Source organism: Neptuniibacter pectenicola, assembly GCF_001597735.1.
Taxonomy (GTDB): domain Bacteria; phylum Pseudomonadota; class Gammaproteobacteria; order Pseudomonadales; family Balneatricaceae; genus Neptuniibacter; species Neptuniibacter pectenicola.
The window spans coordinates 226,707-240,791 of record NZ_LUTS01000004.1 but is presented as its reverse complement, the minus strand read 5'-3'; the positions used below and the strand labels follow the sequence as shown (position 1 = coordinate 240,791).

Here is a 14,085-nt window from a genome sequence, read left to right as displayed (position 1 = left end):
TGATTTTGACATCTAATTGATTCTTTGTCGGTTTAGCACAACAATTAAGTTTACCGATTTGAGATGTGGTTATTTATGATGTTGGGACTATTGGGTGACTTAGCCGGAGGCGTAGGCTTATTCCTTCTTGGTATGCATTTAATGACCACAGGCATGCAGCAAGCTGCAGGTCACGGTTTGAAAAAAGCCTTACAAGCAGCGACAGGTTCGCCCTTAAAGGGGTTAGCATCCGGCATTCTCATCACGGCAATCGTGCAGTCCTCCAGTGCAGTCACCATCGCAACCATTGGCTTTGTGAATGCGAGTTTACTTAAACTTAGACAATCCATCGCCGTTATCTATGGCTGTAATATCGGCACAACAATGACAGGGTGGCTGGTCGCACTGATCGGTTTTCAAGTTAAAATTAGCGCCTTTGCTCTCCCTATGGTCGCGATCGGCATGCTCTTAAAACTCATCGGCGGCGACCGTAAAGTGAGTCACTTAGGTATGGCCTTAGCGGGATTTGGTCTTTTTTTTATTGGGCTCGATTATCTTAAAAATGCGTTTGATGGTTTAGATAGCTATCTGCCCCTTGATCAAATGACAGATTCAGCACTGGGCTTAATACTCTGCGTGTTAGCCGGATTTATTTTAACCTTGTTAATGCAGTCATCATCTGCCGCCATGGCTATTACACTTTCATTGACCGCGGCGGGCTCCATTCCAATCGCATCAGCAGGCGCCCTCGTTATCGGGGCTAACTTAGGCACAACCTCAACCGCCATACTGTCTGTCATCGGCGCTACATCTAATGCAAAAAGAATTGCAGCGGCCCATGTTATTTTTAATTTAATAACGGGGCTTATTGGGGTTGTTTTATTAGTACTACTTGCTGGAATCATTAACAACGATCTAAAAAATCTTAATTTAGTTATTCTTTTAGCCGCTTTTCATACCCTCTTCAATTTGATCGGGGTCGCCATTTTATGGCCGTTCACTAACCATCTAGAACAGTTTCTTAATCGGCGATTCTGCTCGCAAGAAGAGCGTTTTGGCCAACCTAGATTTCTTGATAAAACGATTCTTGCATCCCCCGCCTTAGCCGTAGAAGCAATGAAAAATGAATTAAGCCGTGTTAGCGTGCTGACATCGAAAATGGCTAAAGCGGCAGTGAGCGCTGAACTCTCCGAAACAGCGAAACTGACCACATCAATGCATAGCGTTCATGAACTGAATGAACAAATCGGCGAATATAACCAGAAGATAGCTCAAAACAACTTAACAACCGAGATCAGTGAAATACTACCCTCCGCAATGCGTATTACACGGTACTATAGTGAAATCGCGCGTTTATCTGCTCTAATACCTCAATACTATGAATATATTGAGCAACTCTCAGACAGATCCATTCGCGAACAGGTGCATAGTTATCAACACAGTACTATCGAATTAATCGACAGCTGCAAAATAGCCGATAATTCATGCATATCAGGTATCGATAGCCGTAAACTGATCAAAAGACTAGAGCACAAATATCAAACCATTAAGTCCCTTATTTTAGAAAGCAGTATTAAAGGCACACTCAACCCACAGGACAGTATCTTACTGCTTGATGCCTTAAGTCATATTCACAGATTATCTGAACAGGTTGAAAAAGCCGCTCGTTTTTGGAGCAGCTTAACCCCTATGCAGAGTCGTGATTCAGCGATTAATCAATAAAAGATAAAACCATTGATGCAAGATACTTATACACTCCAGCCCATTGCCGTTGTCAAAAGCCCTTATAAAGAGAAATTTGGTATTCCTCGACAACCGGGGCTTGCCGACACCGTCGTATCCACCATCACCTTGCTGCCAAACTACAGTAGCGAGGAAAGCATTCGAGGCTTACAGGACTGCAGTCATATTTGGCTCATCTTTATTTTTAGCGAATGCGTCGACAAAGGCTGGAAGCCGACCGTGCGCCCCCCCCGACTCGGCGGTAATAAACGTCTCGGAGTATTCTCAACACGTTCTCCTTTTCGGCCCAACCCGATTGGGTTATCATCGGTAAAACTGCTGGAGATACATACCACTGAGTGCGGTGTAGAGCTTACTGTCAGCGGCGCTGATCTGTTAGACGGTACGCCCATTCTTGATATAAAGCCCTACCTGCCTTACTCCGATAGCCTACCGGAAGCGACCTTTCCCTTTGCTGAGACAATCACACCGTTAGCACAAACACTCCTCTTTTCTGACAACGCACTCAGCGCATTGCAAACCGAAGCCCAGCGCTTGCAGCAACCCCTAAAAAGCCAGATCAGCGAACTACTCAAATGTGACCCACGCCCCGCTTACAAAAAAAATGACCCTGATAAAGCCTACGGTATACGATTACATGACCTGAATATCCGCTTCAGAATTACAGACACACACATCTATGTAGATACAATTGAGCAAGTGCGTTAAATGAAATATTCAGACCCTCTTCAGTTCGCGCGTACTAAGCTGCATCCCATACTTTAAGGAGTGACAATGACATATTTATATAGGCTTTTACTCAGCTGTTTACTACTGACGACATCGTCTTATCTAGCCGCCGATGAAGATACCGACCCACTAACAGAGCAACTACAGCAATGGCTCTTCCAACTTCCTGCGCTCGTTGATGAAAAAGGCAAAATAAGCAGTTCATATATGAAAAACTACCTACAGTGTATGGATGACCAACAAGCCCTGAATCAGGAACCGGACATGACCATTGGTGAGCTGATCGATAACGCCCTCAACTCAGGTAATGAATGTGCCCCCTTATTAAATGAGATGCTCGAATCACTGACAGACCAACCAGTTGATTCGTTAAGTGAAGAGCAAAAGAAACGCCTGCTAGAGGAAAGCCTTTAAAAAACATTGATCTATATCAATTTTGACTAAAGTATAAGATGAACGTAAAATAAGCGTTAGTTTACCCCGCACTTTCCTTACCACGGAACGATTTAAGGAGCTGAGTTAATTAACCCTTGAGGTGTATATGAATTACGATATTGGATATATAGAAAATTTTATCGAAGAATCTAGCGCATTATATGAATATTATATTGAGCGGGTTTTAGACTCTGCATCAGTGAACGACCTAATGAGTGCTTCTCATTGGTATGCTGATGCCTATATCGGTTTATTCTCCCAGACTCAACAACGCTAACTCAGTTTCATTACAATAAAAAAGGCCGTTAACGGCCTTTTTTATTGTGCTGTGCTTTTTAACTCTCTGCCTAATCTCGAAATAGCTTAGCTACCCAATAATCAATGCTAAAGAGACGACCCGCACCTGTAAAAAATAAACTAAATAACATAATGAGATAAGTTATCGAAAACTCAATACCGTTATTTAAAATCACCACTGAGCCCCGCCCAGTTAACCAATCGTAATCAGCGTTCTCTTGCAAGACGCCTTTTACCGCAGCTAAACGCTCCTGAGCTTCCATAACACGCTCATTAGCTAGCCAACTGCTACCATCCGCGATCGCTAACCAGCCATTATCCCAATGAACTGCAAAAGCAGCTACCAACATGGTCACCATTAACGGAATACTGATCCAACGTACCGCTAAGCCAACAATTAACAAAGCACCGCCAAAGAGCTCTGTGCCAGCAGCTAAAGCAGCCATCACCTCAGGCATCGGCAACCCAAGACCCCAGTCTGGGTTACCAAACCAAGCCGCGGTATCTTCAAAATGAGAGAGTTTATTCCAGCCCGCTTGCATAAATACGGGTGCTAAATACAAACGTAGTAGCAGCGGCGCTAAGCCATCTACACACCGTGTTCGATCCAATATATCTTGCAAACGGTTCGCTATATTAATGACAGCATTGGCCATAATTACATCCTTTATTATACGTATAATGCCAAAGCGCCTTAACCTACGGCAGCATTAGATTTGATATTTGTCCCTAATAGGATCCCTTTGGAACGCAAATGTTCCATCGTTTGTAACCCTCCATCGATCACCTGCTGTGGATCAGGGTGCTGCATCTCATCAGCGATCGCCTTGAGTGCGTCCGCACCCGACAGCCCCTCATCCTCCGAGAGCAAGTAGAGCAACCTAGCCGTGACAGAATTAACTTCCATAAAGTTAACTTCATCTTCACGGTTGCGATAAGCGATAAGAAAGGTCGGCGCCTCCAAAGGTGCCTCTGGCTGATAATCGAGACGGATACAATGCACAGGGAACTGATAAGACAGTAACCACGCTAAAGGCGACTGTACTGGGTGCCCTGTTAGCAGGTCGCCATTTGCATCAACATCCTGTAAAGGCAACTCCACGGTCGATGCATCGAGCGCTAATTCAACCCATTCATAATGAATCAACTCCTGGAGAAAAGCCGGATCCTCGATACTCGGCTCACGCTCATCCGCCACATACTCGATAAACTCCTGACCAATCTCTAAAAAATAGGGCGTATGGCAACGGTGTTTATCAAAAAAATCACGCGCTAAGCGAAGCCAGTATTGCTCAGAACTAATAAGCTTTAAGACTGGAAAATTACCCGCAAGAAAGCCTTCAACATTGTTAAAAAACAGGTCGCGGTAGATCGCCATTCTACGATCTTCAATCCCCTCAGGCGCAGCATTCTCCTGGGGGTTTCTGATATGCGCAGCAAATTGATACTGCACGTTCTGAAAGTTAGGTTGATCAGGCGACGGTTTGTGCATGGATCATCTTCCACTGATTTTGATAGAAACGAACTTGTTCAACTTCCTGAAGTAACTCAGGGAGTGATGGGATATTAAAGTCTCTTTCCAATAATGTCGGAAGCACACCAAATTGTTCATAGGCGCGCTGTAATAATGACCAAACAGGATCAATTACTGGCGCACCATGAGTGTCCACCAACAAATCGTCTGCCTCGGTATAATGCCCAGCGATATGCAGATACATAATCCGCTCAGCAGGCATCGCCTTTAGAAAGTCTGCGGCATCATAGCCATGGTTAACGCTATTAACATAAATATTATTTACATCTAACAACAGGTCACAATCCGCCTCTTCGAGGACAGCAAGGAGGAACGCTTGTTCCGTCATTTCTGAACCCGGCGCCGCATAATACGAGACATTTTCCATAGCAATTTTCTGCTCTAGAACATCTTGCACCTGACGTATGCGTCCTGCGACATATTTAACCGCCTCCTCGGTAAAAGGGATTGGCATTAAATCGTATAGGTGACCATCATCCGAACAATAACTTAAATGTTCAGAGTAACCGCGAATATTATGATCCGCTAAAAACTGCTTTAGCCTAGACAGAAAATCCATATCAAGAGGCGTTGGCCCACCAATAGAGAGCGACAAACCATGCGCCATAAACGGGTGCTGCTCAGTGTACTGACGAAATGCCTTACCAAAACGCCCACCCAAGCCCATCCAGTTTTCTGGAGCGATCTCAAGAAAATCAAACGAACTAGACTCCACCTCTTTCAATGTTTCCGACATACAACGTCGAAACCCAAAGCCAGCGCCTTGTACAGGATAGTTTTCTCTGCTCATCTACACACCTCAAACCTGATATCAAAAGGCCCCGCATCGCAGGGCCTCTATAAAGCTACAATAAAAGCCTAGCGGGGGTTACTTAGAACCGCCACATTTACCTTCACCGCATTTGCCTTCAGCTTTTTTAGCTTTATCGCCGCCACATTTACCTTCGCCGCATTTGCCTTCAGCTTTTTTAGCTTTATCGCCGCCACATTTGCCTTCGCCGCATTTGCCTTCAGCTTTTTTAGCTTTATCGCCGCCACATTTGCCTTCGCCGCACTTACCTTCAGCTTTTTTAGCTTTGTCGCCACCGCACTTGCCTTCGCCACACTTACCTTCGTTCATAGCAACTTGCTGGCTATAACCTGAAGACAGCTCTTTAGCCGCAAAAGGGTTTTCTGCAGCGGATGCTAAAGGTGCTGTTGCCATACCTGCAATGAATGCTGCGCCAACAACTGCTACCATAGGTTTTACTGAAATATTTTTAACCATTTTGAATTCACCCCAATTATAATTTGTTATATCTTGCATTATATTTTCTAAAATTGATTCAAGCTCATAACGTGCTCTGTCATTTGTGACTCAATGTATTAAATAAAGTTTCAAATACTAAAAAAATAAATCTGAATTTTTTTATTACAGCGAGTACGTGTTTAAATAGAACATCGTTTTTGTATTTAGTTCCTTACCACTGTTATTTTTTATATTAAAAGTTGCGGATCAAATACCTAAGTTAGTCTCACACTATATATTTTCACCGTTCTTTAGGATCCATTACGATGATTAGCTCCAAACAGATCACTTTTGACCAGCAACATATATGGCACCCCTACTCATCGATGATAAATCCACCGCCAACCTACCCTGTAGAATCGGCATCCGGCGTAAAAATAACGCTGTCGGACGGGCGGGAACTTATTGATGGCATGGCATCCTGGTGGTCAGCCATACACGGTTATGGACACCCTGAACTTAACCAGGCTGCACATGAGCAAATTGATAAAATGTCCCATGTGATGTTTGGCGGCCTTACCCATGAACCCGCTATCGAACTGTGCAAAAAACTGGTGGCAATGACCCCCGCCAACTTAGATAAAGTATTTCTCGCCGACTCAGGTTCGGTGGCCGTTGAAGTGGCCATAAAGATGGCTATCCAGTACTTTCACGCCCAAGATCTTAGCGAAAAAAACAAACTGATTACCATTAAAAATGGATATCACGGTGATACCTTTGGCGCCATGTCTGTTTGCGACCCCGTGACGGGAATGCATGAAATTTTCACCGGCTTACTGCCCCAACACTTTTTTGCACCCGCTCCCCAAACCCGGTTCGATGAACCTTGGGACAGTGACGATATTGCCCCCCTAAAAGCCTTATTCGATGAACATCATCACAACATTGCCGCCCTCATTTTGGAGCCTATAGTGCAAGGCGCAGGAGGGATGCGTTTTTACTCACCCCACTACCTTAAAGAAGCACGTAAACTCTGTGATGAATATAATGTACTATTAATTGCCGATGAAATAGCCACAGGGTTTGGCCGTAGCGGGCGGTTGTTTGCCTGTGAACACGCCGATATACAACCGGATATACTCTGTGTGGGGAAAGCCCTGACAGGGGGATATATGACCTTAGCGGCAACACTGACCACTACACATATTGGTGAGACTATTTCAGCGGGAGGTGCGGGCTGTTTTATGCACGGCCCAACCTTCATGGGCAACCCTCTAGCCTGTGCAGTGGCCAACACAAGCTTGGCTCTATTGCAGCGCAACGACTGGAAAAGCGACGTTAACCGTATCGAGCGATTGCTCAAGCAAGGTTTAGCCGAAGCACAAACCTTAGAAGGCGTGGCAGATGTTCGCTGCCTAGGCGCTATCGGTGTTATTGAGATGAAAGAAGCGGTAAACACCGCTAAAATTCAAAAACTATTTATAGAACGTGGACTCTGGATTCGTCCATTTGGAAAATTGGTTTATGTGATGCCACCCTATATTATGCAGGATGAGGATCTCAACCAATTAACTACCGGCATGGTCGATGCCGTCGCCCATTATACAAGGTAAGGAAACATGGCAAGAATCAAACTAGATATGCCAGAAAACTATATCTTTTCCACTGAGCTGCCTATTCGTATCAGCGATATTAACTATGGTGGACACCTCAGTAATGATGCAATGCTCTCTATTATTCATGAAGCGAGAATCCGCTTCCTGAACCATTATCATTATGGAGAGCTTGATATTGAAGGCCTTGGCTTGATCATGACGGACTCAGCCATTGTTTATAAAGCTGAAGGCTTTCATGGTGACCAATTACAGATTGATATAGCGATTGCCGATCTAAACGCATATGGCTGTGATATTTACTATTTAATCACCAACAAAAAAACCGCTGTAGAACTGGCTCACGCCAAAACAGGGGTCGTCTTTTTTAATTATGAAACGCGTAAAGTCTCAGCTGTGCCTGAAGAGTTTACCAATAAAGTTATTAAAGACACGGAGTAAACAGCAGATAACAAAAAGGCCGCTTATTGCGGCCTTTTTTGTACTCAACAGGTTAATAAAAAATCATCTTCCCGTTTATTAATCATCTGCACCTACGTATTGAGCATAGACATCAGGTGCTAAGTTCTCAAACTTCGTATATTTACCAATAAAGGCGAGCCTTGATGTACCAATCGGACCATTACGCTGCTTACCAATAATAATTTCAGCGACCCCTTTATGCTCTGAATCTTCGTTATAAACCTCATCACGATAGATAAACATAATCACATCGGCATCCTGCTCAATAGCTCCCGACTCACGCAGATCCGAGTTTACAGGGCGTTTATTAGGACGTTGCTCAAGTGAACGGTTGAGCTGAGATAGTGCCACAACAGGACACTCCAACTCTTTGGCTAACGCCTTTAAGGAGCGAGATATTTCAGATATTTCCTGTGTTCGGCTTTCAATATTTTTCGTCTTCATCTGCATGAGCTGAAGGTAATCGATCATGATGAGCGAAAGCTCCCCATGCTCACGTACTATACGCCGTGCCCGCGTCCGCATTTCGTTGGGGCTAATACCAGCCTGATCGTCAATAAACAGCGGCTTATCACGCATCATATTGACGGCGGTTGTTAACTTAGGCCAATCCTCTTCTTCCAAGGTTCCCGTACGTACACGGGTTTGATCTATTCGGCCCAACGACGACAACATACGCGTAACCAGCTGATCCGCCGGCATCTCAAGACTAAATACCAACACCGGTTTGTCGGACGCCATCAGCGCATTTTCAACCAAGTTCATCGCAAACGTGGTTTTACCCATGGAGGGACGCGCAGCAACAATAATCAAATCAGAAGGCTGCAAACCTGCAGTTTTTGCATCAAGGTCATCAAACCCGGTTGTAACCCCTGTCAGGTCACCATCGCTATTGAATAGTGTATCTATACGATCAACAGCTTTTTTAAGCAGGGTGTTTACGTTTTCGGGACCACCTTGATTAGGCCGATTCTCCGCGATACGGAAAATCTTTTGCTCTGCTTCATTCAGAATCTCTTCCGAACTGCGTCCTTCAGGATGAAACGCTTGGTCTGCAATCTCATTGGCAGCCGATATCATCTGACGCAATAATGCACGGTCACGCACAATTTCGGAGTACGCCCGAATATTGGATGCACTGGGCGTATTTTTAGCCAGCTCAATCAGATAATCCAAACCGCCCGCACTTTCTAGTTCAGCGGTACGATCCAGCTCTTCTGAGAGGGTGACCACATCAATAGGGTTACCATCATTAACCAGCTTCTGCATAGTACGGTAGATCTGACGATGCTCTTGGCGATAAAAATTATCCTCCAATACCACCTCGGACACCGTATCCCATGCATTGTTATCCAGCATAAGTCCGCCCAAAACAGATTGCTCTGCCTCCATCGAATGGGGGGGAACTTTAATTTTTGCCAGATCTTCGTCTGTAAGTTGACTCATTTCCATAATTTAGCAGCGGCCTAAAAACAAAAAAGCACCGCAGGATTAACCCTGCGGTGCTTTATATTACAGCACAGTTGTACTTAGCTAAAGGCGATTACTCGCCAATAACAGCTACGTTAACTGTTGCTGTTACTTCAGCGTGAAGCTGAATATCGATTCCGAATTCACCAATAGCGCGCAATGCACCTTCTGGTAAACGAACTTCGCTTTTATCAACATTAGCGCCAGCAGCTGTGATCGCATCAGCAATATCACGAGTACCGATAGAACCGAACAATTTACCTTCGTCACCACACTTAGATGTGATAGTTACCTGAAGTTCGTTCAGTGCTTCCGCACGTGCTGTAGCAACTGCTAGTTTTTCTGCAGCAGCAGCTTCTAGTTCAGCACGGCGCTCTTCAAATTTTGCAACATTCGTTGCAGTTGCAGGAACAGCTTTGCCCTGCGGTACTAGGTAGTTGCGACCGAAACCGCTTTTTACGGAAACTTTGTCACCGAGGTTACCTAGCTTACCAATTTTCTCGAGCAGAATAACTTCCATCTCGTAAACCTCTTCTGTTCTGCAAATAAATGCAGTCTAGTTCGTGGCTGGTATGCGTGACCTGATATCAACTAACGAATCGATAGCAGCCGCAAAAACCAGCAGCGTAATCACATAAGGTCCCATAAAAATAACTGATAGATAAAACACTATCAGCCAGGACCTGCCTAAATCACGTTTAGCCAAACTACCATGCACCAATGCGAAACCCGCAAAGATCCAAGGAAGCAGTAACAAGGGTAACCAGCGCATAAAGTCGAGCTCAAACTGAGCAAAAACTAATAACACAGCTACTAACACGCCTGTATATTTCAGAGGCAGTCTCAATTGATGAAACTCCGTCTGAAAGCCCCCAGGATTAAACAATCCTGATTGCCACGAACGCGCCAGTATCAAGCACAGCAACATTGTTGCTGTATGCACTGATGCCAATCCACCTAACAAAAGCAGCTTTAAGCGCTCTTTATCGAGCGTTACGCTCTCGGTTGACTGACTTGCCGACTGCAAAAGAAACTGTTCAGTTGCTTCTACAACTTGACCTAAAAGACCATCTAGTACTGTTTCCAGAGCTAAACCAGCAATAACGCCAACCGGCAGTGCTAACATAAGCACCTGCGGCCAACTTGCTGTACGTCTTAATGCGATAGCTAGAAGAAATACACCTAGTATCACGGCCAGTGGTGTCGGGTCCCCACTGTATGCCCAAGCGCCTGCGGGCAAAAAAGCCCAAACAAGCACTTTGGCTCCATCTTTTGGTCCCTGTCTTAAAGTGACCAAAGCGACGGCTGCTGCACTTACCCAATAGAGCAGTGGTAGCAAGGCGGCAATAACTGCCACAAAAGCCGCTTGTTTACGGCCTTTCATGACCAGTTCGGCCAAGGCTCGCATGCGACTCTCCTACCGTTTACTGATGACTATCAGTGTAAGGTAGTAACGCAACAAAACGTGCGCGCTTAATAGCAGTTGCCAACTGACGCTGGTAACGAGCTTTAGTACCTGTGATGCGGCTAGGTACGATCTTACCAGTTTCGGTTACATAACCTTTTAGTGTGTCCAGATCTTTATAATCGATCTCTTGAACACCTTCAGCCGTAAAACGGCAGAACTTACGACGGCGGAAAAAACGAGCCATTGTATCTCTCCTCAGAAATTAAATTACTCAGCTGCTTCTTCAGATGCTTCAGCTTCAGCAACAGGTGCTGGTGCCGGAGCAGCTTCTTCAGCTGGCTTTTCAGCTGGTTTGTCATCACGACGAGGCTTACGCTCTTCGCGAGATTCTGCAGCTTTGATTGGAGAGATCTCAGTGATCGCTTCTTTACGACGGATAATCATGTTACGCAGAACTGCATCGTTGTAACGGAAAAGATTTTCCAGCTCGTCTAGTGTTTCCTGATTACATTCGATGTTCATCAGGATGTAGTGTGCTTTATGAGCATTGTTGATTGGGTAAGCCAACTGACGACGGCCCCAGTCTTCTAAACGATGGATTGTGCCTTCAGCACCTTCAATAAGAGAGGTGTAACGCTCAACCATCGCAGAAACCTGCTCACTCTGGTTCGGGTGAACCAGAAATACGATTTCATAATGACGCATTTTAGCTCCTTTCGGGTTAATAGCCCCCGGAACACACCATGTGGACCGGCAGCAAGGAGATTGGAAATAGTTCTCCAAAGGACGCGTAATATTACGCACCTTGCAAGCCTTATGCAAGCACTGATTATAGAGCTCAGATCAACGGTTATTAACTGCCCATATTCACCCGTAACACCGCCTTAAAACGGAGAATATGGTGCGGCTAGCTGTCTATTTAGGCATAGGGACGCATCGAAATATATGCGCCAAGTTTTTCACCATTAGTATCAAATATTGCCTTACCACTGATCAATAGGTGTTTACGCACCCCAAGCGCAGATTCAATAATCACGTCCTCTTCGGTAATCATCTCTTCCGATAACGCACGATAGATAGGCCATTGAGCTTTTGAGAGTAAGGTTTTGCCATCAGCGGCAAATAATTTAAACGGCACATCATCAAACCGATCTAACCGTTCATCTTCAGGCAATCCTCTCAAGCGCATGACAACACGGCTTGAGTAGATCAGCTTCCCATCGATATCGCATACCACAACGCCGTCATCAATGGCGGCCAATACGGCCTCCATGAAATGCGCTTGATGTGACAGCTGCTTTTTTAAATCTTGGTTTTTTGTCCGATTATCTTTTAGAAAGGCGATCATATTAGAGAAAGCCGTCGTGGTTTCGTCTATATCACTAAACACACTGCCCGATTTGTCTATATCAACTTCTAACTCACCATTTTTTACAGCGTTCACGCTTTTCTGTAAGGAGAGTATGGGTCTTGAGAGGGAGCGCGCAAACATAACGCCAATAATTACACTGACAAATGTGATGGCTAAGGCAAGCAGAATATTTAGCTTACGGTTCGCTTTGATCTCCGTTAAAAAATCATCCTCCGGCACATAGATACCCAACAACCAAGGCCAGTTATCCGAAAAGGGGGTAAAGACAGTCTGATATGTTTTGCCATCATGCTCAAAACTGGTGTTCATGGCCGTGTTTAATACATACCAACCCGGCTTTTTGCCTAAGGATTTAACCGCTGCACGAGCAGCATTACTTTTAACTTCATCAATGTGCATCAACCTACGCACACCGGTGTTCGCGTCTTCGGTATAAAGTGGCCCATTACTTCTATGAGCAATAACATCACCGTTATTATTTAAAATTAACGCCGAGGCATGTTCACTAAGCTCAAGAAAGCCTAAAAAATCAGACAGGGATGAAAGGTCAATATCAACGCCAACAACCCCTAGCACGTCCCCTCCCTTAGAAAAGACGGGGCTAGCCACAGTAATACCTGGGGTATTTGACGTGAAGAAAAGGTATGGATCGGTCCAGATCTGCTTCCGCTCCATCAGCGCCTTTTTAAACCAAGGACGCGTACGCGGATCGTAAGCATCATTTGGATCCGTTTCACTTTTGATTAGGCTGTGATCCTCCCCAAACCAACGATTCAAAACAGAACGCCCTTTCGAGTCCTCTTTAACTCGCTTAATGTGGAAGGCGGCATCCTCGATGGAGCGGCGAACAAAGTGAAACTCCCCCGCTAAATTACCGTAATAGATACCTGCAATATGGGGATGCAAAATCAACTGATCAAAGAAGTATTGTTCCATTTCATCAGGTTTTTCAGAACTCACAACCTGATGATGCGCCAAGCGGCCTGTTAAGCTTACCGCCGAGCGAGCCGGCGCCAAAAACTCTTCAGAGCGGTCGATCACTTCTCGCGATAAATTACGCATAAGCTGCTGAGCATGGCCGATGAGCACCTGCTCAGTACTGAGGTACGAGGACGCTAAAATAACGCACACAGTAATCACTTGTAGCGAGACAATCCCAAGTGCCAATGCTTTTGATATTGATAAGCGCATCTATCTGATTATCCTTATTTGTTTTTCATTTTCTAAAAGAAAAACCATTCAATCCTGAATAAACATTCAATAAAATCAAAGAGTAAGTAACATTAAAGCGCACATACTATATCGTATATTTTACATTACTCCACGCTTAAACAAAAAAACGAGCGGCCTTATCAGGCAGCTCGTTATCAGTCTAACCAGAACGTTCTATTATTTACGCGACTTCAACAATCTCAAAGCTGTGGGTAATCTCAACACCACCCTTTTCTAACATAATTGAAGCTGAACAATACTGTTCTGCGGACAGGCTCACGGCACGCTCTACTTTCTTCGCATTAAGCCCCCGACCACTGACCACGAACTTAACGTGAATTTTAGTAAAAACGGATGGGACTGTATCCGCTCGCTCCGCTTCAATTTCAGCCACGCAATCCACTACATCTTGTCGTGTTTTCTTTAAGATACCGACAACATCATAACTCGTACAACCGCCCAACCCTAAAAGGATCAACTCCATTGGGCGTGGCCCTTTCTGAAGCTCTCCATCAATCATTACATCAAAACCAGAGCCGGTTGTACCTTGAAAGCGTACATCACCGTCCCATTTAACTTTGGCGCTCATGCTCATCAGATACG

General features: G+C 44.9%; 17 protein-coding genes. 6 read left to right on the top strand and 11 right to left on the bottom strand.

The genetic code is table 11. The features are described from left to right. Positions 1–75: 75 nt before the first annotated feature. From A3773_RS07375 to A3773_RS17795, 4 genes are all read left to right on the top strand, one after another. Complete coding sequence (locus tag A3773_RS07375) at positions 76–1,701, top strand: Na/Pi cotransporter family protein (protein WP_067984725.1); 1,626 nt, start codon at positions 76–78, stop codon at positions 1,699–1,701. Positions 1,702–1,716: 15 nt separating this feature from the next. Then, complete coding sequence (tsaA, locus tag A3773_RS07370) at positions 1,717–2,430, top strand: tRNA (N6-threonylcarbamoyladenosine(37)-N6)-methyltransferase TrmO (RefSeq protein WP_067984562.1); 714 nt, start codon at positions 1,717–1,719, stop codon at positions 2,428–2,430. A 66-nt stretch (positions 2,431–2,496) separates the two neighbouring features. After that, the gene (locus A3773_RS07365; protein ID WP_067984555.1) at positions 2,497–2,865 is read left to right on the top strand and encodes a hypothetical protein; all 369 of its coding nucleotides are present in this window, start codon (positions 2,497–2,499) and stop codon (positions 2,863–2,865) included. A gap of 127 nt (positions 2,866–2,992) precedes the next feature. Continuing rightward, a complete protein-coding gene (locus A3773_RS17795; RefSeq protein ID WP_156473463.1) occupies positions 2,993–3,163 on the top strand; it encodes a hypothetical protein in 171 nt (56 codons plus the stop codon). Positions 3,164–3,233: 70 nt separating this feature from the next. On the opposite strand, the gene A3773_RS07360 is transcribed toward A3773_RS17795, so the two are convergent. From A3773_RS07360 to A3773_RS07345, 4 genes are all read right to left on the bottom strand, one after another. Then, positions 3,234–3,839, bottom strand: coding sequence for an HvfX family Cu-binding RiPP maturation protein (locus A3773_RS07360; RefSeq protein WP_197462737.1), 606 nt, complete (start codon positions 3,837–3,839; stop codon positions 3,234–3,236). A gap of 38 nt (positions 3,840–3,877) precedes the next feature. Then, positions 3,878–4,675, bottom strand: coding sequence for an HvfC family RiPP maturation protein (locus A3773_RS07355; RefSeq protein WP_067984553.1), 798 nt, complete (start codon positions 4,673–4,675; stop codon positions 3,878–3,880). Continuing rightward, a complete protein-coding gene (locus A3773_RS07350) occupies positions 4,656–5,507 on the bottom strand; it encodes an HvfB family MNIO-type RiPP peptide maturase (RefSeq protein WP_067984551.1) in 852 nt (283 codons plus the stop codon). Before A3773_RS07350 ends, A3773_RS07355 begins: the two co-directional genes overlap by 20 nt. Positions 5,508–5,585: 78 nt before the next feature. Then, positions 5,586–5,984 (bottom strand): HvfA family oxazolone/thioamide-modified RiPP metallophore, encoded by a 399-nt coding sequence (locus tag A3773_RS07345; protein WP_067984721.1) that lies wholly within the window; start codon positions 5,982–5,984, stop codon positions 5,586–5,588. A 287-nt stretch (positions 5,985–6,271) separates the two neighbouring features. On the opposite strand from A3773_RS07345, the gene bioA reads away from it, so the two are divergent. Both bioA and A3773_RS07335 read left to right on the top strand, forming a co-directional pair. Continuing rightward, positions 6,272–7,558: an adenosylmethionine--8-amino-7-oxononanoate transaminase gene (bioA, locus tag A3773_RS07340; protein ID WP_197462736.1), complete on the top strand. Its 1,287-nt coding sequence runs from the start codon at positions 6,272–6,274 to the stop codon at positions 7,556–7,558. A 6-nt stretch (positions 7,559–7,564) separates the two neighbouring features. Further along, positions 7,565–7,999 carry an acyl-CoA thioesterase gene (locus tag A3773_RS07335; RefSeq protein ID WP_067984549.1) on the top strand — a complete coding sequence of 145 codons (435 nt, stop codon included), beginning with the start codon at positions 7,565–7,567 and terminating at the stop codon, positions 7,997–7,999. A 78-nt stretch (positions 8,000–8,077) separates the two neighbouring features. Here A3773_RS07335 and dnaB read toward each other — a convergent pair whose 3' ends face one another. From dnaB to A3773_RS07300, 7 genes are all read right to left on the bottom strand, one after another. Next, positions 8,078–9,472 carry a replicative DNA helicase gene (gene dnaB, locus A3773_RS07330; protein WP_156473462.1) on the bottom strand — a complete coding sequence of 465 codons (1,395 nt, stop codon included), beginning with the start codon at positions 9,470–9,472 and terminating at the stop codon, positions 8,078–8,080. A 91-nt stretch (positions 9,473–9,563) separates the two neighbouring features. Next, entirely contained in the window at positions 9,564–10,010 is a 447-nt protein-coding gene (rplI, locus tag A3773_RS07325) for a 50S ribosomal protein L9 (protein WP_067984546.1), read from the bottom strand. Between the two features lie 36 nt (positions 10,011–10,046). Beyond that, positions 10,047–10,898 carry a hypothetical protein gene (locus tag A3773_RS07320; RefSeq protein ID WP_067984544.1) on the bottom strand — a complete coding sequence of 284 codons (852 nt, stop codon included), beginning with the start codon at positions 10,896–10,898 and terminating at the stop codon, positions 10,047–10,049. Positions 10,899–10,914: 16 nt separating this feature from the next. Beyond that, a complete protein-coding gene (gene rpsR, locus A3773_RS07315) occupies positions 10,915–11,142 on the bottom strand; it encodes a 30S ribosomal protein S18 (protein WP_067865336.1) in 228 nt (75 codons plus the stop codon). Positions 11,143–11,165: 23 nt separating this feature from the next. After that, a complete protein-coding gene (gene rpsF / locus A3773_RS07310) occupies positions 11,166–11,603 on the bottom strand; it encodes a 30S ribosomal protein S6 (protein ID WP_067984542.1) in 438 nt (145 codons plus the stop codon). A 214-nt stretch (positions 11,604–11,817) separates the two neighbouring features. After that, positions 11,818–13,461 carry a cache domain-containing protein gene (locus A3773_RS07305; protein ID WP_067984541.1) on the bottom strand — a complete coding sequence of 548 codons (1,644 nt, stop codon included), beginning with the start codon at positions 13,459–13,461 and terminating at the stop codon, positions 11,818–11,820. A gap of 202 nt (positions 13,462–13,663) precedes the next feature. Continuing rightward, entirely contained in the window at positions 13,664–14,071 is a 408-nt protein-coding gene (locus A3773_RS07300; RefSeq protein WP_067984717.1) for an OsmC family protein, read from the bottom strand. Between the last annotated feature and the right edge of the window lie 14 nt (positions 14,072–14,085).

Coding starts and splice junctions, on each gene's coding strand:
- A3773_RS07375 (WP_067984725.1), top strand. CDS start 76: ATGATGTTGGGACTATTGGGTGACTTAGCCGGAGGCGTAGGCTTATTC.
- tsaA (WP_067984562.1), top strand. CDS start 1,717: ATGCAAGATACTTATACACTCCAGCCCATTGCCGTTGTCAAAAGCCCT.
- A3773_RS07365 (WP_067984555.1), top strand. CDS start 2,497: ATGACATATTTATATAGGCTTTTACTCAGCTGTTTACTACTGACGACA.
- A3773_RS17795 (WP_156473463.1), top strand. CDS start 2,993: ATGAATTACGATATTGGATATATAGAAAATTTTATCGAAGAATCTAGC.
- A3773_RS07360 (WP_197462737.1), bottom strand. CDS start 3,839: ATGGCCAATGCTGTCATTAATATAGCGAACCGTTTGCAAGATATATTG.
- A3773_RS07355 (WP_067984553.1), bottom strand. CDS start 4,675: ATGCACAAACCGTCGCCTGATCAACCTAACTTTCAGAACGTGCAGTAT.
- A3773_RS07350 (WP_067984551.1), bottom strand. CDS start 5,507: ATGAGCAGAGAAAACTATCCTGTACAAGGCGCTGGCTTTGGGTTTCGA.
- A3773_RS07345 (WP_067984721.1), bottom strand. CDS start 5,984: ATGGTTAAAAATATTTCAGTAAAACCTATGGTAGCAGTTGTTGGCGCA.
- bioA (WP_197462736.1), top strand. CDS start 6,272: ATGATTAGCTCCAAACAGATCACTTTTGACCAGCAACATATATGGCAC.
- A3773_RS07335 (WP_067984549.1), top strand. CDS start 7,565: ATGGCAAGAATCAAACTAGATATGCCAGAAAACTATATCTTTTCCACT.
- dnaB (WP_156473462.1), bottom strand. CDS start 9,472: ATGGAAATGAGTCAACTTACAGACGAAGATCTGGCAAAAATTAAAGTT.
- rplI (WP_067984546.1), bottom strand. CDS start 10,010: ATGGAAGTTATTCTGCTCGAGAAAATTGGTAAGCTAGGTAACCTCGGT.
- A3773_RS07320 (WP_067984544.1), bottom strand. CDS start 10,898: ATGCGAGCCTTGGCCGAACTGGTCATGAAAGGCCGTAAACAAGCGGCT.
- rpsR (WP_067865336.1), bottom strand. CDS start 11,142: ATGGCTCGTTTTTTCCGCCGTCGTAAGTTCTGCCGTTTTACGGCTGAA.
- rpsF (WP_067984542.1), bottom strand. CDS start 11,603: ATGCGTCATTATGAAATCGTATTTCTGGTTCACCCGAACCAGAGTGAG.
- A3773_RS07305 (WP_067984541.1), bottom strand. CDS start 13,461: ATGCGCTTATCAATATCAAAAGCATTGGCACTTGGGATTGTCTCGCTA.
- A3773_RS07300 (WP_067984717.1), bottom strand. CDS start 14,071: ATGAGCGCCAAAGTTAAATGGGACGGTGATGTACGCTTTCAAGGTACA.